This window comes from Streptomyces sp. NPDC003034 (assembly GCF_053591375.1).
Map to the genome: position 1 here is coordinate 76703 of NZ_JBSFTS010000004.1, position 18337 is coordinate 95039.

Annotated in this window: 13 protein-coding genes; 9 read left to right on the plus strand and 4 right to left on the minus strand. The window is 73.7% G+C overall.

The window, feature by feature from the left end; all coding sequences use genetic code 11:
• Nucleotides 1-870 (minus strand): Gfo/Idh/MocA family protein, encoded by an 870-nt coding sequence (locus ACWDX7_RS06785; RefSeq protein ID WP_451491205.1) that lies wholly within the window; start codon nt 868-870, stop codon nt 1-3.
• 370 nt (nt 871-1240) lie between these two features.
• Between ACWDX7_RS06785 and glnII the strand changes: the two genes are divergently transcribed.
• Entirely contained in the window at nt 1241-2260 is a 1020-nt protein-coding gene (gene glnII, locus ACWDX7_RS06790; RefSeq protein ID WP_451491190.1) for a glutamine synthetase, read from the plus strand.
• Between the two features lie 496 nt (nt 2261-2756).
• Entirely contained in the window at nt 2757-3353 is a 597-nt protein-coding gene (locus tag ACWDX7_RS06795; protein WP_451491189.1) for a winged helix-turn-helix domain-containing protein, read from the plus strand.
• A 60-nt stretch (nt 3354-3413) separates the two neighbouring features.
• Here the strand turns inward: ACWDX7_RS06795 and ACWDX7_RS06800 are convergent, their stop codons facing one another.
• Both ACWDX7_RS06800 and ACWDX7_RS06805 read right to left on the minus strand, forming a co-directional pair.
• Entirely contained in the window at nt 3414-4841 is a 1428-nt protein-coding gene (locus ACWDX7_RS06800; protein ID WP_451491188.1) for a PepSY-associated TM helix domain-containing protein, read from the minus strand.
• Nucleotides 4842-4922: 81 nt separating this feature from the next.
• A complete protein-coding gene (locus ACWDX7_RS06805; protein WP_451491187.1) occupies nt 4923-5840 on the minus strand; it encodes a hypothetical protein in 918 nt (305 codons plus the stop codon).
• 65 nt (nt 5841-5905) lie between these two features.
• Here ACWDX7_RS06805 and ACWDX7_RS06810 point away from each other — a divergent pair, with 65 nt between their 5' ends.
• The 7 genes from ACWDX7_RS06810 (at nt 5906) to ACWDX7_RS06840 (ending at nt 12874) form a co-directional block, all read left to right on the plus strand.
• The gene (locus tag ACWDX7_RS06810) at nt 5906-6493 is read left to right on the plus strand and encodes a rhomboid-like protein (RefSeq protein ID WP_451491186.1); all 588 of its coding nucleotides are present in this window, start codon (nt 5906-5908) and stop codon (nt 6491-6493) included.
• Nucleotides 6494-6540: 47 nt separating this feature from the next.
• Nucleotides 6541-7335: a tyrosine-protein phosphatase gene (locus ACWDX7_RS06815; RefSeq protein ID WP_451491204.1), complete on the plus strand. Its 795-nt coding sequence runs from the start codon at nt 6541-6543 to the stop codon at nt 7333-7335.
• Nucleotides 7336-7414: 79 nt separating this feature from the next.
• Complete coding sequence (locus ACWDX7_RS06820) at nt 7415-9337, plus strand: hypothetical protein (protein ID WP_451491203.1); 1923 nt, start codon at nt 7415-7417, stop codon at nt 9335-9337.
• A gap of 85 nt (nt 9338-9422) precedes the next feature.
• Nucleotides 9423-10367, plus strand: coding sequence for a metal-dependent hydrolase (locus tag ACWDX7_RS06825; RefSeq protein ID WP_451491185.1), 945 nt, complete (start codon nt 9423-9425; stop codon nt 10365-10367).
• Entirely contained in the window at nt 10364-11410 is a 1047-nt protein-coding gene (locus tag ACWDX7_RS06830) for a PDR/VanB family oxidoreductase (RefSeq protein WP_451491184.1), read from the plus strand. The genes ACWDX7_RS06825 and ACWDX7_RS06830 overlap by 4 nt, the downstream gene beginning before the upstream one ends.
• Before the next feature lie 56 nt (nt 11411-11466).
• Nucleotides 11467-12303 carry a TetR/AcrR family transcriptional regulator gene (locus ACWDX7_RS06835; RefSeq protein WP_451491183.1) on the plus strand — a complete coding sequence of 279 codons (837 nt, stop codon included), beginning with the start codon at nt 11467-11469 and terminating at the stop codon, nt 12301-12303.
• A gap of 34 nt (nt 12304-12337) precedes the next feature.
• On the plus strand, nt 12338-12874 hold the full coding sequence (locus tag ACWDX7_RS06840) for an N-acetyltransferase family protein (RefSeq protein ID WP_451491182.1): 537 nt from the start codon (nt 12338-12340) through the stop codon (nt 12872-12874).
• A gap of 82 nt (nt 12875-12956) precedes the next feature.
• Here the strand turns inward: ACWDX7_RS06840 and pulA are convergent, their stop codons facing one another.
• Nucleotides 12957-18320, minus strand: a complete 5364-nt coding sequence (gene pulA / locus ACWDX7_RS06845; RefSeq protein WP_451491181.1) for a pullulanase-type alpha-1,6-glucosidase — start codon at nt 18318-18320, stop codon at nt 12957-12959.
• Nucleotides 18321-18337 lie beyond the last annotated feature (17 nt).

Sequence of the window (18337 nt, forward strand, 5' to 3'; positions counted from 1 at the left end):
TCAGCCGGCCGGGAGCTGCGCCTGCGCCTGTTCGAGGATCTCCGTCAGCCGGGCCCCGAACTCCGCCCCGCGCGGGTCCGGTACTCCTGTCCGGGCCGCGGTGAGCAGCGCGTCGAGGGCGCGGCCGTAGGCGCCCGGCACGTCGCTCCAGCCGGGCAGCGCGAAGACGCCCTCGGCGCCGCGCAGCTCCAGCCCGACCCCTGCCGCCGCCTGCGGGGCGCCCAGGCTGAGCACGGCGGTACTGGCCGCTCCGGAGGTGTGCCGCAGGGCCAGCTGGACCACGTCGGAGGGGCCGCGGGTGGCGCTGACGGAGGTGACGTCGCCGAGGACCGGGATCAGGACGGACAGGGCGTGCGGGCCGACGTCCCACAGCCCGCCCTTGGCCTTGCGCCAGGGGGAATCGGCGTACGGGCTGGGCGCGCCGTCGGGCGGGAAGACGGCGCCGAGCCAGTGGGCGGCGGCCGTGAACCAGCCCGGGCGGGCGGCCTGTTCCGCGACCCAGCCGGCGGTGGGCTCGGCGAAGCGCAGGGTGAGGAAGACGACGGAGGCGACCTGGTGCCGCGCCGCCGCGTCGGCGACGGCCCGGGCGTCCTCGGCGGTCGTCGCGACGGGTTTGTCGAGCAGCAGGTGGCAGCCGGCGGCGGCCGCGCGCACCGCGAGCGGAGCCTGCACGTCCGGCGGCAGGGCGAAGGCCACGGCGTCGCAGTAGGCGAAGAGCGCGTCGGGGTCCTCGTAGACCTTCACGCCGTACGTGTGCGCCAGCTCGGCCGCGGCTTCGGGACGGCGGCCCCACACGCCGGCGAAGTCCAGGCCGGTGTGTGCGGCGAGGGCGGGGGCATGGGTGCGGTGGGCCCAGGGGCCGGTGCCCATCAGCCCGACCCGGGGGCGGGGACCGGCGGGTGTCCGGCCGGTGGCGCCCTCCGCCGAATCTCCGGCGGGGGTGGGGCCGGCGGGATTCACATCAGATGAAAAGCTCACCCGCCCAGTCTGCCGCACCGGGGCGGGGGCGCCTCCGCCCGCGCCGCCATCCGCCCGCGCCGCCGCCGTCGATGCCGTCGTCGATGCCGTCGATGCCGCCGTCGTCAACCCGCACGGCGCGCCGGGCCCGCGGCGCACACCTCGGTAACACGGGGTTCACACACGGGCAACCGAAGAGAAACGGCGGGCGGGCACGCTGCGGTCATCACCCGAGCGAGTAGCAGCGACCAGCAGCACCCGCAGAGTCTGAGGATGGGGCCCCGTGAGCTACAAGGCTGAATACATCTGGATCGACGGCACCGAGCCGACGGCGAAGCTTCGCTCCAAGACCAGGATCCTGGCGGACGGGGACGCGCTGCCGATCTGGGGCTTCGACGGATCGAGCACCAACCAGGCCGAGGGCCACGCCTCCGACCGCGTGCTGCAGCCGGTCTTCTCCTGCCCCGACCCCATCCGCGGCGGTGACGACCTCCTCGTGCTGTGCGAGGTCATGAACATCGACATGACCCCGCACGAGTCGAACACCCGCGCCCTGCTGCGTCCGGTCGCCGAGAAGTTCGCCGCGCAGGAGCCCATCTTCGGCATCGAGCAGGAGTACACCTTCTTCGACGGCGCCCGCCCGCTCGGCTTCCCGGTGAACGGCTTCCCGGCCGCGCAGGGCGGCTATTACTGCGGTGTCGGCTCGGACGAGATCTTCGGCCGCGAGATCGTCGAGAAGCACCTGGACCACTGCCTCGCGGCGGGTCTGAGCATCTCCGGCATCAACGCCGAGGTCATGCCGGGCCAGTGGGAGTTCCAGGTCGGCCCGGTCGGGCCGCTGGAGGTCTCGGACCAGCTGTGGATCGCGCGCTGGCTGCTCTACCGCACCGCCGAGGACTTCAACGTCTCCGCGACGCTGAACCCGAAGCCGGTGAAGGGGGACTGGAACGGCGCGGGCGCGCACACCAACTTCTCCACCAAGGCGATGCGCGAGGACTACCGCGCGATCATCTCGGCGTGCGAGGCGCTGGGCGAGGGTTCGAAGCCGCTGGACCACGTGAAGAACTACGGCGCCGGCATCGACGAGCGCCTGACCGGTCTGCACGAGACGGCCCCGTGGAACGAGTTCAGCTACGGCGTCTCGGACCGCGGCGCGTCGGTCCGCATCCCGTGGCAGGTGGAGAAGGACGGCAAGGGCTACATCGAGGACCGCCGCCCGAACGCGAACGTGGACCCGTACGTGGTGACCCGCCTCATCACGGACACCTGCTGCGCCGGCCTGGAGAAGGACGGCCTGGTCTAAGTCTGGTCTAGGTCTGCGCGGGCCCTGTCCGGGACCCTGCGCCCGGCGCCGACGCCCGCCGCGCCCTCCGGGGCCGGCGGGCGTCGCCGTGCCTTGTGGCAGGCCGGCGGCCCCCAACAGCTCCCGCGGCGAAGCGCGTTGCGGTCCCTCCAGGCGGGACGGGGACACCGGAGTCCGGAGATGAGACGCTCGTCCGCCCATTGAGACGCACTCTGCCCCGGGCGGCGGACATCTGCTTCAATGAGCGCATGGCCAGCCATTCGCACGCCTCGACCGGTCGCAGCGACCTTGAGCCGTTCTGGCCGTCCCGTCAGCATCACGATTTCGACCGGGTGTGTTGCCGCGCGAAGAACGCGCCGGCCCTCTAAAGCCTCCGGGATCCTCCGCACCCTCCGGGATCTCCCGCCGGAGCTTCCCCCGAGGCCTTCGGTCCGCGCGGTACGACGACGTCCGTACGTCTCCTGTCGACCACTTCGCGTGAAAGAGCTGACCACTCATGGCCCACACCCGTCCCCTGACCTCCGCCGCCTCCGTCCCGGCCGCTGCGACCACCACTCCCCTGCCCTTCCCGCCCGGTCCGCGCCAGCGGCTCCGAGCCGTGGAGCGGGATGAGGTGGCCCGCGTGGTGGACCTCCTACCGCCCGGCGCCACCTGGCTGCCCGCGCCCGCGCACACCCTGCCGACGCTGCCGGGCCGGCCTCCGATGGTCGGCTACCTGCTGCTCGTCCCGGCCGACCAGCATCCGTCCGCCGTCGTCGCCCCGCAGGCCGTCCCCGCCCCTCGGACTTCCGGCACCCCGGCCGGCCCGGGTGACGCCCTGGTCCGCATTGACGCGGCGCTACGCACCGCCGAGGTCGACGGAAGGGCGCTCGACCTGACGTTCCTGGAGTTCGAGCTCCTGGCCCACTTGGTGGCGCACCCGTACCGGGTGCACAGCCGGGACCAGTTGGTCACCACCGTGTGGGGTTACGGGCACGTCGGGGACGGCCGGACCGTGGACGTGCACATCGCCCGCCTGCGCCGCAAGCTCGGCGCCGCCCACCGCGACGCGATCCAGACCGTGCGCCGGGTGGGCTACAAGTACGCGCCCTGACCGGTTCGCCGGCCCGCGCGTGGGCCCGTACTCCCGCTCCCGGAGCACGGGCCCACCCGGCTACGCGGCCTCGGTGCGGCGGCGGGCCGCGAGGCCGAGCAGTACGTCGACCGCGAGGAACGCCAGCAGGCTGATGCCGAGCAGCGGCAGGAACCAGCCGAGCACGGCGGTCACCGCGGCCGTCGGGAGCAGCACGGTCACCGGCAGCCTCCGCCAGGCGCCGCGCGGCTGCGGGCGGCCGGCGGACAGCTTCCGGTCCTGGGTGGGACGGCGCAGCCACCACATGCGGTAGCCCCAGACGACGAGGAACATCACCGCGACGGCGAGCGCGGCCAGTGCGAGCTGGTTGGCGAGGCCGAAGGTCAGCCCCATGTGCAGGTCGATGCCGAAGCGGGTGAACTGGGCGAGCAACGGGTAATGGGCGAAGCGCAGTTCGTCCACGATCCGGCCGTCGGCGGGATCGACGGCGACGGTGTCCAGGTGCACCGGGACCTGCTTGTCCTTCTCCTTGACCACGTACCCCTTGCCCTCGGCCGGCAGCGTGACCTGGAGGTGCTCGGTGACCCCGGCCGCCCGGGCGGCGGCCACGGCCCCGTCGATGCCGATGTCGGCGGCGGGGGCCGGGGGCGGCATCTCCATGCCCTCGGTCATGTGGTGTCCGGCGTGCTCCCCGGCCCCGGCCCCGGCCCCGTTGACCGACGCGGAGACGGTGGGCGTGGCCCCGCCGAGGCGGTCCTGGACCTGCCCGATGTTCTCGCCCGCGTACCGGGACCAGGTCAGTCCGGTCGCGGACAGGGCGACGAGTCCGGCCACGGCCCAGAGCCCGACGGCCCCGTGCCAGGACAGGGTCCGGCGCCGGCCGGTGGCCTTGGGGTCCGGGAGGACGAGCCGCGACTTCCGCTCGCGGCGGCGGCCGATCCACAGGGCGAGCCCGCCCAGCGCGACCACCCACAGCCAGCTGGCGGCCAGTTCGCTGTAGAGGCGGCCGAACTCGCCGAGCTGGAGGCTGGAGTGGAATTCGCTCAGCCAGGCCCGCAGCGGCAGTGCGTCACCGGCGGTGGTGAGCTGTCCGCGCACCTGGGCCGTATACGGGTCGACGAACACGGTGAGGGTCTCGCCCTCGGCAAGCCCCGGGCTCTCCATGATCACGCGGGTGGTGGCCTCGGCGTCGGGCGCGGGCCATACGGACACGATCTCGCCCCGGGGCGCGGCGCCCTTCGCCGCTTCCACCTGGGCGCTGAGCGGCAGCGGGCTCCCGCCCGCCCGGTCGACGGTCAGTTCGTCGGCGTAGAGGATCCTCTCGGCCTGCCACGAGGCGGCGTACAGCAGCCCGGTCGCGGCGGCGGCGAACAGCAGCGGGGCGATGAGCAGGCCCGCGTAGAAGTGCATGCGCAGGAGCAGTGGCCGCAGGGCGGCCCAGCTCCCGCGGCGGTCGGCGGGTATGTCGGCGTCCGCGGCGCGGACGTCCTGAACCTCGTCAAGGGACATGATGGTCCTAGGTGTTGGCGAAGACATGGGGAAATCGGCCCCGGGTCTCGCCTCTCACCTCGCGCCGGTCGCGTGCGCGACTCAGGCGGGGGCAGGCCGGCCGGGGGCCGTGGCACGCGGTTCGCGCCGGGCGGGCGGCCCGCGGCGCACCACGGCATGGGCGGGTACGGCGCCGCGCAGGCGGCGCGGCCGCCTGCGCGGGGGGCGCTTCACGGACACCGGCGGTGGCGGTACGACGGCCGCCCGCGCCCGCACCAGGGCGAGCGCGCGGGCGAGCGGCCGGGCGGCCAGCAGCGCGGCCGATCCCAGGACCCCGGCCAGCCGGAAGACGGCGGCCTCGCCCCGGGCCAGCCAGGCGGCGCAGAACAGTCCGGCGAGCAGGTGCGCGAGGATCATCCCGGCGCCGCCGTGCCCGGCCATGGCGGCCAGGTCGGCCAGGTCGGCCAGGCCGGTCGGATCGGCCAGGCCGCCCAAGCCGCCCAAGCCGCCCAGGTCACCCAGGTCACCCAGGTCACCCAGATCGGCCGCACCGGGCAGATCGGTCGGGCCGGTCACGTCGGTCACGCCGCCCCCGCCCGCCGCGTCCGCCCCATGGGGCGGTCCCGGCACGGCGTGGGTCCCGGCGTCCCGCGGGACCCCGCCCCCGCCCGGCATGTGCACGCCCGGCTCATGGTGCGCCTGGTGCGCGTGGTGGTGCCCGGGCATCGGGTCCGGCGCGGGTGCGGCCGTGGCCGCGGACTTCGCCGCCTGGCCGCCCGAGAAGACCAGGTGCAGCACGGCTTGCACGCCGAGCAGCGCCGCCGTGATCCCGCCCGGGCCCCGGCGCCGCCCGGCGCCGAGCCATGCGAGCGCTCCGGTCACGGCGAAAGCCCCCAGAAGCCCCACGAACGGGATATCCATCCCAGACATGGACGAATGCCCCATCGCACCCAGGGCGACGCACACCGCCGCGAACATCGCGGCCCGTACGGCGCGCATCGGCGCTGGGTTCTCGGACATGGCGCAGACATGCTCCCACGGGGCCCGGTGATGCCGGGCCCGGGGCCGTATCCGATCATGTGCGGGTGAAGCCATTGCCACTGGGAGCGGTCTACGGCGTCGGGGTCCAGCTCGGGGCGTACGCGCTGGAGCGGATGGGCGCCGCGGAGCGGGAGCAGGTGCTGCTGAGCTGCTCGACGAATGTCGACAATCTCGCCGCCGGACGCTGGGAGACGCTGCTGAGCAGCGCCTTCGTCGTGGAGGAGCCCATGCCCCTGCCCTACGTGCTGCTGCTGGTCGCGGTCCTGGGCTACGCGGAGTACGCGTACGGGGCCTGGTGGGCGGCGGGCGTGTTCCTCCTCGGCCACGCCGCGGCGACCCTCCTCGTCTACGGCGCCCTGCGCGGGAGGGCCGGTCCGCTGACCCGCCGCGCCCTGGACGTGGGGACCAGCTACGGATTCAACGCCGTACTGGGCGCCCTGACCTCGGCCCTGCCGCGCGGGCCGGTCCGCACGGCCACCCGGCTGGGCCTGCTGGCCCTCGCGGCGGCCCCGGTGGTCAAGCGCGGGCGCACCTTCACCGACGCCGGGCATCTGGCGGCGCTGGGCATCGGCATCGCGGTGTCACTGGCATCCGATTATCTTTCCGGGACGAACCGGCAGAAAATTGCATGACGCCGCCGCCTGACACGAACACCTCGCACACCACGGGAGCCACCAGGATGTCCGCCACCCCCTCCACCACCGTCGCCAACCTCCGCGACCTCGGCGGCACCCCGCTCTCCGGCGGCCGGACCGTCCGTCCCGGCCTGGTCCTGCGCTCGGGCCAGCTCGACCGGCTCGACCTCGACGCCGATCCGGTCGTGGCCGCGCTGGGTGTGCGTACCGTCATCGACTTCCGCACCGAGGCCGAGCGCGCCGACCACCCCGACCGGCTTCCGGACGGTGTCCGGATCATCGTCGGGGACGTCCTCGCGGACCAGCTGAGCTCCGCCGAGAAGCCCGCCGCCGTACAGCTCAAGGACCTGCTGTCCGACCCGGTGGTCGCCGAGGAGCACCTGGGCGGCGGCAAGGCGCAGGCGCTGTTCGCCGACACCTACCGGGCCTTCGTGCACTCCGGCTCCGCCCAGGCCGCCTACCGGACCCTGCTCACCGCGCTGGCCGACCCCGGGGCCGGCCCGCTGCTCTTCCACTGCACCGCCGGCAAGGACCGTACGGGCTGGGGCGCGACGGTCGTCCTCGCGCTGCTCGGCGCGGACGAGGAGACGATCATGGCGGAGTACCTCTCCGTCAACCCGGCGGTCAAGCAGGCCTTCGCCCCGCTCATCCAGGGTTTCACGGCGGCCGGCGGCGACCCGGACATCGCCCTGGCGCTGATCGGCGTCTTCCCCTCCTACCTGGAAGCCGCGTTGGCCGAGGTCGAGACGCGCTACGGCTCCATGGAGAAGTACGTGCGCGAGGGCCTCGGCGTGGACGACGCGACGGTCGAGGCCCTGCGCGCCCGCCTGGTGGCCTGACGCTCATCGCCCAGGCCCGGCACGTTTTGACCCGAACGGGTGCGCTGGGGGCGGGTGACCATCCGACGATTCGCTCGTTCTGCTGAACGTGACTGCGCCGGATACCGCCAACCGCCCCCTGTCTCCCGATGTCGAGCAGGCCGAGGCCGCCATCGTCGAGCACTACCCGCGGCTGGTGCGGCTCGCCTACCTGGTGCTGCCGCCCACCCTCGGCCGCAACCGCCGGGTGCTCACCGCCCATGCGCTCGTCCAGCGGGCCCTGCCGCGCGGGCGCCGGCACGCTGCCGCCGCCGTGCGGGGCGGGATCCCCGGGCAGCGCGGGCCGGACTCCCAAGCGGGGTACGCGTACGTCCGGCTGCGGGTGCTGCGCGCCGCCCTGGAGGCCGGGATCCCCCTGACCTTCCGCGCCCTGCCCCGGCGTGCGCAGCTGCCGCCGGTGCTGCCCCAGGTGTGGGGGCTGCGGCTGTTCCCGCGCTCCGGCGGGGCCGAGGAGCTGGCGCTCGACCAGTGGCTGGCGACCCTCGACGGGCCCGGCCGCGCCGCGTGCGTGCTGCGCGCCCTGGAACGGCTGCCCGAACCGGAAGTGCTGCGCGTGCTCACCGAGGCGGGGGTCGCGGATCCCGCCGCCGCGGTCGCGGAATCCGGGGACCCGGCGAACGACGCCCTCTTCACCTCCCCCGAGTTCGACGCGTGCGTGCTCCAGGCCCGCCCCACCGACCTGCTGCGCCGGCGCCGCTTCGCCCGGGCCGCCCTCGCCGCCGGCGCCGCCCTCGCCGTGTGCGGGGCGCTGCTCGCGCTGCCGGGCGGCGGCTGGGGCGCGGACGGCGCCGCCGCACCGCCGTACTCCCGCAACGCCGCGGCCGAACAGGCCCTCGATCCCGCCAACCTGCTGCGGACCGCGCCCACGGTGTGGCGTACGTCGTCCCGTACGGACTTCTCCTCCTGGCCCGCCCGCGGCGACCGCGCCGACGACGCCGCCCTGCTGCGCCGGGCGCTGGCCGTGTGGGCGCGCCCCGGCTCCTCCGTGGTCGTCTCGGCCACCCCCGGCACCCCCGCCGGACCGCCGATGGGACCGCCGCAGCTGCTGTTCGCCGGCGCCGTCGACCAGGCCGTCGTGGTGCTGCTGTACGACGGGCTGCGCGTGGTCCGCTACGCCGAACCGCTCGCCGGGACCGCGGGCGCGGCCCTGGACTTCGCCCGCACCGACGGCGCTTCGGCGGACACCGCCACCGCTCTGGTGCTCAGCCGGGTCGACGGCAATGTCCGCTACCTCACCGCGCCCTGGGTCACCGGCGCGGCACTGCGGGACCTGCTCAAGCCGGGCGAGGCCGCCGTACCGCTGAAGCCGGGCCCCAACGGGGTCACCCCGCCGGTGGCGAGCCCCGCTCCGGCGGGCGACTGCACCAGCTGGAACGCGCTGTCCCTCACCGGTGACGGCGCCACCCGCCTGATCACCGACCTCGGCGAGCTGACCCCGGCCCGGCTGACGTCGGGCGCGCCGGGCGCCGAGCGTGATGTGACGGAGACCGCCGAGCTCGCCGACTGGTCGAAGACCGCCTGCCTGCTGCCCTCGGTCCGCTCGCACGGGGTGCGCACGGTCAACGCCTGGACGTACGCGAAGCAGCCGCTGCCCGAGGGCGACGGCACGGCGACCTGGCTGTGCACGCGGGCCGAGACCTGGCGGGGCACGGCGGACCGGGTGCAGGCGCAGTTCCTGGCCCCGGGCGTCCCGCTGGCGGCGCAGGCCGCCAAGTCGGAGGGATCGGCGGCGTGCGGACAGCGGGAGCCGCGGGTGCTGGCGGGCGTGCTGTGGAAGTCGCGCGGGGGCCAGTGGTACGTCCTGGCGGCGGGCAGCGCGCAGTTCGCCTCGCTGTCGGTCTCGGGAGGCGGGGTGAGCGGGTCCGCGAACGGCAACCGGCTGGCGGTCAAGGCCCCGGCGGGCGCGCAGGTCGACCTGTCGGGCAAACTCACGGACGGCACGAAGGCGGGGGTGCTGCGCTAGCGGGGCCCCGGGGGCGCGTGCGACGCGGCAAGGAAGTGGGTGCAGAGGGGTTCTCCTCGCACCTACCCCTCAGTACATTGACGCCATGTCTAATACGCCGCCCGCGCCCGCTCCCGTGGCGTCGGAACACATAGCCCTCAAGCCCCGGAAGGTGTCCTTCGGCTGGGAGGACACGCCGCTCCACTGGCTGCCCGGCGAGCCCTTCGCCGGGCACATGATCAATGTGCTGCATCTGCTCCTCCCCGCGGGTGAGCGGTGGTTCGTACACGTCTACAAGCAGGTGCTCCCGTACATCAAGGACGAGCGGCTGCGCGCCGATGTCGTCGGCTTCATCGGCCAGGAGGCCACGCACGCCGCCGCGCACGACGACGTACTGCCCCACCTGAAGCGGCTGGGCCTGGAGCCCACTCCCTACACGGCGCAGGTGGACTGGCTCTTCGAGAAGCTGCTGGGCGACCGGACCCTGCCTCCGGGCCGGGCGCGGCACTGGTGGCTGATGGAGCGGGTCGCGATGATCGCGGCGATCGAGCACTACACGGCCTTCCTCGGCGACTGGGTGCTGAACGCCGAGGAGCTCGACCGGCGGGGCGCCGACCCGACCATGCTGGACCTGCTGCGCTGGCACGGGGCGGAGGAGGTGGAGCACCGCTCGGTGGCCTTCGACCTCTTCATGCACGTCGACGGCGGCTACCGGCGCCGGGTCCGGACCTGGGCGACCGCCTTCTCGGCCCTGGTCTTCCTGTGGCAGCGCGGGGTCCGCTTCTTCATGGAGAACGATCCCCGGCTGGCCGGCGGCAAGGCCTCCTTCCGCCAGTTCGTCCGGGCTGGGCGCCGCGGCGTCCTGCCTTCGGCGGGCTCGATGCTGAAGTCCGTCCCCAAGTACCTCTCCCGTACCTACCACCCGTCCCAGGAGTGCTCCACGGCCCAGGCGGTGGCCTACCTCGCCTCCTCCCCCGGCGCGAACGGCATCAGGACCGGCGGCCCGACCGGTGCCACAACGGGCGGCCCGAACGGCGGTGCCGGGGCATGAGGCGGGCCCTCACGATCACCACGACGGCAGCGGCGGCGGCCTGGCTGGCCAGGCGCGCCCTGAACCGCCGCCTCGGCGCCTCCCCCCTCTGGCCGCTGCCCGCCCTGGAGACGCCCGTCTCGGGCCACTCCCCGCGCCGCCCGCTGCGGGCGCTGATCACCTCCCGTACGGAGCCGGCGCTCGGTGTGCTGGAGCTGGGGCTGCGGTCGCCCGACCTCCCGCCGTGGACGCCGGGCGCGCATGTGGACGTCACCCTGCCCTCGGGGCTGATCCGGCAGTACTCCCTGTGCGGCGACCCCGCCGACAGCGGCACGTACAGGATCGCGATCCGCCTGGTCGAGGACGGCCGCGGCGGCTCGCGCGAGGCGCACGCCCAGCTGGTGGAGGGCGCGGAGCTGGAACTGCGGCCCCCGCGCAACCGCTTCGAGCTGGTCCCGGCGCCGTCGTACGTCTTCGTCGCGGGCGGCATCGGCATCACCCCGGTCCTGCCGATGCTGCGGGCGGCCACGGCGGCGGGCGCCGACTGGACCCTCCTCTACGGCGGCCGCTCGCGCGCCTCGATGCCCTTCCTCGCCGAACTCGCCGCGTACGGGCGGCGCGTCACGGTCGTCCCGGAGGACGAGGGGGGCCTGCCCGACCTGGCCCCGCTCGCCGGGATCGGGCCCGGCACGCTGGTGTACTGCTGCGGCCCCGATCCCCTGATGCGGGCCGTCACCGCGGCCGTGCCCGACCCCGCCGCCGTCCACCTGGAGCGCTTCGCCCCGCCGGAGACCGGCCCGGCGAAGGGCTTCGCGGTCGAACTGCGCCGCTCCGGGCGCACCGTCGAGGTCGGCGCGGAGGAATCCGTGCTCACCGCCGTCCGCAGGGAGCTTCCGGACACCCCGTACTCCTGCCAGCAGGGATTCTGCGGCACCTGCCAGCACCGCGTACTGGCGGGCGAGGTGGACCACCGCGACGAACTGCTCACGGACCAGGAGCGCGCGGATTCGATGCTGCTGTGCGTCTCGCGCGCCAAGGGCCGCCACCTGGCCCTGGACCTCTGACTGCCGCCCCGCGGTGGGCTGGTGAGGACGGAGGAGGGGCGAAGTAGGGTGTCCGCATGACAACCGGGGTGCGGCGCAGGATGGGTGTCGAGGAGCGGCGACAGCAGCTGATCGGGGTCGCCCTGGAGCTGTTCAGCCACCGCTCGCCCGACGATGTGTCGATCGATGAGATCGCGGCGGCCGCGGGGATATCGCGGCCGCTCGTCTACCACTACTTTCCCGGCAAGCTGAGCCTCTACGAGGCCGCGCTGCGGCGGGCGGCCGATGAGCTGGCGCTGCGGTTCGTGGAACCGATGGAGGGGCCGCTCGGGGCGCGGCTGCTGCGGGTCATGGGGCGGTTCTTCGCCTTCGTGGACGAACACGGGCCCGGTTTCTCGGCGTTGATGCGGGGCGGCCCCGCAGCCGGGAGCAGCCGGGCCAACGCCATGATCGACGAGGTCCGGCAGGCGGCGTACGAGCAGATCCTCGCGCACCTGGGGATCGAGGAGCCGCCCGCCCGGCTGGAGTTGGTCGTGCGGTCCTGGGTGTCGCTCGCCGAGTCCACGGCGCTGCTCTGGCTGGACGGGCGGAAGATCCCGCGCGGGGAGCTGGAGTTGCAGCTCGTGCACGACTTCGCCGCGCTGGCCGCGGTGAGCGCCGCCTACGACGAGCGGATGGCGGGGATCCTGGTGCGGATCCTGTCGGACGAGCCGGCGGACGGGCCCTTCGGGCAACTGGTCGGGCGGCTGGTGGCGCTGCTGCCGGGCGAGGCACCGGACGCGGAGGCGGTACCGGAGGCGGTACCGGAGGCGGGCGGGACGGCGGATGCGGGCGGGACGGGGGGCGCGGCGCCGGGCGGGATGCCAGGCGGGATGCCGGGCGGGCCGGGGTCCGGGCCCGCGGTGGTCCGTTGATCCGGTAATCCGTTGATCTGGCGATAATGCCCGCGTGATCATTGACGACGGGATCTTGTTCCGGCAGGCCGAGGAGAAGGACGCCGGCACCCTGGTGGAGCTGTACGACCAGGCTGCCCGGTGGATGCGCGAGCGCGGGATCGAGCAGTGGAAGCCCGGGGAGAAGGACGCCGCGCACTTCCGGGCGATGATGCGCGACGGGGAGGTGTGGATGGCCTCCGACGACGACGGCCGCGTGTGCGGCGCGTACGAGCTGTGGTGGGCCGACGAGGAGGCCTGGGGCGTCCAGCCGCCCGTCGCGGGCTATGTGCACCGGCTGATGGTGGAGCGCGGGGCCGCGCCCGCCGGGGCCGGGCGCCGCATGCTCGAACACGCCGAGCGGCGGATCGCCAGGACCGGGCGGGAGCGGGCGCGGCTGGACTGCGTCTCCACCAACCCCCGGCTGCTCGCGTACTACCGGGATGCGGGCTACCGGGTGGTCGGGGAGTTTCCGTCCAAGCAGGCCGCGGACGGCCGGGTGTACGGAGTGATCCTGCTGGAGAAGCGGCTCGACCGGCTGAGCGCCGTCTGAAGACGGCGCTCAGCGTCGCGCGGGGCCGCGACTCGGCATCGGGTGAAGACGACCGGCTCAGCGTCGCGTGGAGACGACCGGCTCAGCGTCGCGTGAAGACGGCGACCGTGCGGGCCGGCGTCGTGAACTCTCCCGTCGTCGTGTCGTAGGCCGCCCGCTTGACCGTGGTGTCGGAGCCCGCGGCCTGGACCGGGTGCAGCCCGTACGCGCGGCCGGCCAGGCCGGGGATCCGCTGGGTCTGGCCGGTGGGCGTGGCGTTGAAGACGACCACCAGGTCGCCCAGGGTCATGGTGATCACGCCCGGGGTCTCGTCCTTGCCCGAGAGGGGGAAGGCCAGCTGGGACTGGACCGCCTCCGTGGTGGTGAGGGCGAAGGCACCTTCCGTCGTACGGATCTTCAGCAGGTCCCGGTAGGCCGACGCCGCTCCTGTGATGTCGGCGCAGGTGGGCGCCGGGGCGGTCAGGAGGGGCTTGGCGTAAGGCCACTTGGGGGCGTTGTCGGCGGCCGGGGGCAGACCGCGGCCGAAGCCGTTGCCGTCCTGGCAGTTCCAGTGGATGGCGTTGAACCAGTCCCCGCTGTCGTAGGAGTTGCGGTCGAGGGACTTGGAGCGGAGCAGGTCCGTGCCCGCCTGGGAGAGGGCCGGGCCCTGCGAGAGGGCGGCCGTCGCCATGGCGAGGACCTGCATGCGGGCCTTGTCCCCGGCGCTGGTGGCGGGCGGGAGCTTGTAGGTGAGGGCGTCGGCGAGGGTTTCGTTGTCGTGGGCGTCCGCGTAGGCGAGGGCGTCGCCGGGGGCGGCCGCGTATCCGGCCGGGGCGCCGTTGTAGTCCACGTCGGAGCCCTTGACGCGGCGGCCGGCGGTGTCGGTGAAGGAGTACGAGGCGAGGTTGCCGGAGAGACCGACCTTGATCAGGTCCTGGGCGTGCAGGAGCCGGGACTTCTGCTCGGCCGGGGTGCCGTTGGCGGGTGAGCCGTTCGGCTCGGTGAACAGGCCCGAGGCGAAGCCCTGTACGCGCGGGTCCTCGTCGAAGGGGCCGCCGCCGCGGACCGCGTCGCGGGCCCGGTCGGAGAAGGTGGCGATGCCGGTGCCGGCCATGTTCTTCTGCGTGGCCTGGACGAAGCGGGCGTCGTTCGCGATCTCGCCGAAGTTCCAGCCCTCCCCGTAAAGGATGATCTTCTTCCCGTCCACGCCGTCCTTGGCGAGGGTCAGGGAGTCAAGGGCGGCGCGCACCGCCAGGATGTTGGCCTTGGGGTGGTGCCCCATGAGGTCGAAGCGGAAGCCGTCGACCTTGTACTCCTTGGCCCAGGTGACGATCGAGTCGACGACCAGGCGGCCCATCATCGCGTTCTCGGGCGCCGTGTTGGCGCAGCAGGTGGAGGTGGCGACCGAGCCGTCCGCCAGCAGGCGCTGGTAGTAGCCGGGGACGATGCGGTCCAGGACGGACTTGTCCGACTGCCCGGAGGCGACGGTGTGGTTGTAGACCACGTCCATGACCGTGCGCAGGCCGGCCCCGTTCAGGGCCTGGACCATCTTGCGGAACTCGGGCGTACGGGCCGTGCCGCTCGGGTCGCTCGCGTACGAGCCCTCCGGCACGGTGTAGTGCAGCGGGTCGTAGCCCCAGTTGTAGGCGTCCTTCGCGGCCGCGGCGGCCACGCAGGCCTGCTGCTCCTGGGAGTCGGGCGCGTACACCTTCAGGTCGCAGGCCGGTTCGGTCCGGTCCGCCGGGTTCTCGGGGATGGTCCCGATGTCGAAGGCGGGCAGGAGGTGGACGTACGAGGTGCCCGCCGCGGCCAGGTCGCGCAGGTGCCGCATGCCCGCCGAGGCGCTGTCGGTGAAGGCCAGGTACTGCCCGGGGTGGCCGCTGGTGCGGTCCGCGACGGAGAAGTCGCGGATGTGCAGCTCCTGGATCTGCGCCGAGGTGAAGGGCACCGGTGCGGGCTTGCGCAGCTCGCGCCAGCCGGGCGGGGCGAGCTGCGGGTCGGCCAGGTCGACGGCCAGGCTGTGCGTGGAATCGGTGGTCAGGGCGGTGGAGTAGGGGTCGGTGACGAGGTTGCGGACCATCTGGCGGGTGCTCGGGGCCCAGACGGTGACGGCGTAGCGGTAGCGCTTGCCGGTCCAGTCGCGCTCACCGCGCACCGACCAGACGCCGGTGGCGTCGTCGCGGCGCATGGCGACGGTGCGGCCGTCGAGTTCGAGGTCGACGTGCCGGGCGGTCGGGGCCCACACGGAGAGGGTGGGGCGGCCGTCCTTGAAGACGGGCCCCAGGGGCGCGCCGGCCGCCGCGACCGCGTACAGGTCGTCCAGTACGCCGGCGAGCTGGACGCCCGTGGCGGCGAGGACGGCTCCGTTGGCGGCGCGGGCGCTGGCGACGAGCTGGCCGCGCAGGGCCTCGCGGACGCGGTCCCGGTCGCGCGGGTCGACGGTGTGGGCGGCGTATGCGGCCAGGTGCGGGAACTTCTGCTTCTGGGCGGCGGTGAGCTCGGACCTGTTCAGGCGCAGCCACTGGGCCCCGCCCTCGTGCAGGGTGCCGTTCTCGGCTTTGACGGCGCCCTCGCGGGAGGCGAGGAGCTGGACGGAGGCGGCGGCCGCGGGGGCGTTCCAGGCGAGGGTGTCGCGGTCGATCCAGACCGCCTCGGACTTGGTGAGGTCCAGGGCGGCGGCGGAGCCGGCGGGCTGCGGGAGGAGGTACTTCTCGCGCCCCGCGAGCATCCAGACCTCGTGGCCGGTGGCCTTCAGGTCCAGGGACTGGTCGGAGGGGAGGTCCTTTTCGTCGCCCTTGTGGAGGATGTAGCTCAGCGAGGTCGCGCCGGGGGCGAGCGGGACCTCGTACACCGCTCCGTAGGAGTCGACGCGGGCCGGGAGCAGCGGCTTGGCCCAGTCGGTGGGGGCGGCGGCGCCGGTCCACACGTGCAGACCCCAGCCGTCGTACGCGCCGTCCGGGCGCTGGTAGTGCAGGACGGCCTTGGCCGGGTCCTGCGGCGGCTGGGCGGGCCGCTCGGTGCGGACCTGCTCCTTGCCCTGCTCCACCCAGATCTCGCCGGTCCTCGTCACGTCGATCGTGCGGTCGGTGGCGACGTCCTTGTTGCCGTCCTTGTCGATGACGAGGTAGCTGACGGTGGAGGCGCCGGGCTTGAGCTTGACGTACGCGAAGGCGCCGTGGGCGTCGCGGCCGGTGAAGCCGTGGCCCGCGGGCCAGGGCGTGGCTTCGCCCTCGGCGATGTCGCCCCAGGCGTAGAGCCGCCAGTTCGTGTAATCGCCGTCGGGCCGGTTGTAGTGGACGACCGCGTAGTCCCGCTGGGTGGCGGTCGGAGGCTGGGCGACGGGGGCCTGGCCGGCAACGGATTCGGCGAGGGCGCTCGCGGTGCGGCCGGCGGAGTCGATGACGACGGCCTTGTACCGCAGGGGCGTTCCCGCCGGGGCGGTGACGTGCTGGGTGACCTTGTAGGGGGCGTGGTCGGCGGAGCCGAGGACCTGCCACTTGCCGGCGCCGCTCTGCGCGGCGAAGACGACCCGGTTCAGGCCGCCGCCGGTGACCTCGGCCGACAGCTCGACGGTGCCGGCGGCCCCGGGCGCGGGGGCCTTCAGGGTCAGGGCCGGCTTGGTGGCGGGCGCCGCGAGGGGGGTGGCGCCCTGGAGGACGACCGAGCCGAGGGCCGGGACGGGGACGGTGAGCTTGCCGGCCGCGGAGGCGCGGATCAGCGCGGTGCCGCCGTACAGGGTGCGGTACTGGGCGCCGGGCGGGGCGTCGATCTCCACGGTCCGGGGCGCGGCGGCGTTGTTCGCGGCGACCAGGTACTCGGTGCGGCTGCGGACGTCGGTCCGTGCGAAGGCGTAGACGGAACCGTCGGCGAGGCGCTCGCTCTGGACGCCGTCGCGCAGGGCCGGGTGCTCCTTGGCCAGCTTCGAAAGGCCGCTGATCTGCCGGTAGAGCGGGTGCGCCGGATCGTAGGCGTCGCTCGCGTGGGTGCGCGGGGTCCCGAGCTGGTCGTCGTCCAGGTAGTCGGCGGTCTGCGAGGCGAAGAGGGGCTGGCGGGCGTCCTTGTCGCCGCCCGCGCCCGTGAAGCCCTGCTCGTCGCCGGAGTAGACGACCGGGTTGCCCCGGGAGAAGAACATCAGCTCGTTGGCGAGCCGGTAGCGGTCCAGCAGCTCCTGCTCCCCCGCTCCCGGCCGGTCCTGCTTCAGGAAGGTCCCGAAGCGGCCCATGTCGTGGTTGCCGAGGAAGGTGACCTGCTCGTAGGCGTTGGCCTTGCCACTGGTGTACCGGTAGTCGTCGCCGAGGACGGAGGCCAGCCGCGCCGCCTGGCCGCCCTGGGAGGCATACGAGCGGATCGCGTCCTGGAGCGGGAAGTCCAGGGTGGCGTCCAGGCGGCCCTGCGTCACGTAGGGGGAGGTAACGGCGGTGTCGGCGGAGTAGACCTCGCCGAACATGAAGAAGTCCTCGCGTCCGCGCTCGGCCGCGTACTTGTCGAGGGCGGTGGCCCACTGGGTCCAGAACTCGGTGTTGACGTGCTTGACCGTGTCGATGCGGAAGCCGTCGATGTCGAAGTCGCGGACCCACTTCTCGTAGATCTTCTCCATCCCGCTGACGACTTCCGGACGCTCGGTCCACAGGTCGTCCAGGCCGAAGAAGTCACCCTGGCCGGAGGATTCCCCGGCGAAGGTGGAGTCGCCCCGGTTGTGGTACATCGTCGGATCGTTGAGCCAGGCGGGGACCTTGGTGTTCTCCTTGCCGGGCGGGACGAAGGGCGTGCGCGGGAAGGACTCCTCCGACACCTTCGGGAACTTCCGCTTGCCGTCCGCGTGGTTGGCGTAGTCCGCGTCGTCGAAGGGGACTCCGTCCTTCGTCAGGTACGGGAAGGCGCCCTTGGAGAGGTAGGAGTAGGACTTCTCGCGGTAGTCGACCACATCGGCGGTGTGGTTGGTGATGACGTCGAAGAAGACCTTCATCCCCTTCGCGTGCGCCTTGTCGATCAGCCGCTCCAGGTCGGCGTTGGTGCCGAAGTGGGGATCGACCTGCGTGAAGTCGGTGATCCAGTAGCCGTGGTAGCCGGCCGATACGTCGTCGCCCTTGCCCTGCACCGGCTGGTTCTTGAAGATCGGCGCCATCCAGAGGGCCGTCGTCCCCAGGCCCTCGATGTAGTCGAGCCGGTCGGTCAGCCCCTTGAGGTCGCCGCCCTGGTAGAAACCCTTGTCCTTCGGGTCCAGGCCGGTCTCCAGGCGGGTGCCGGTCAGGCCGCCCCGGTCGTTGCGGGGATCGCCGTTCGCGAAGCGGTCCGGGAGCACGAAGTAGAACTGCTCCCGGGTCAGGTCGTGGCGGGCCGGTTCGGCGGCCAGTTTCGCGTCCGAGGGCGGGGCGGGGGGCCGGGCCGTGGCGGCCGCCGCGGGCAGAGCGGGCAGGAGCGTCACGGCCAGCGCGGCGGCCAGGGCTCCTGCGGCAGGGCGTATCAAGGCGGGTCTCCTTGTGT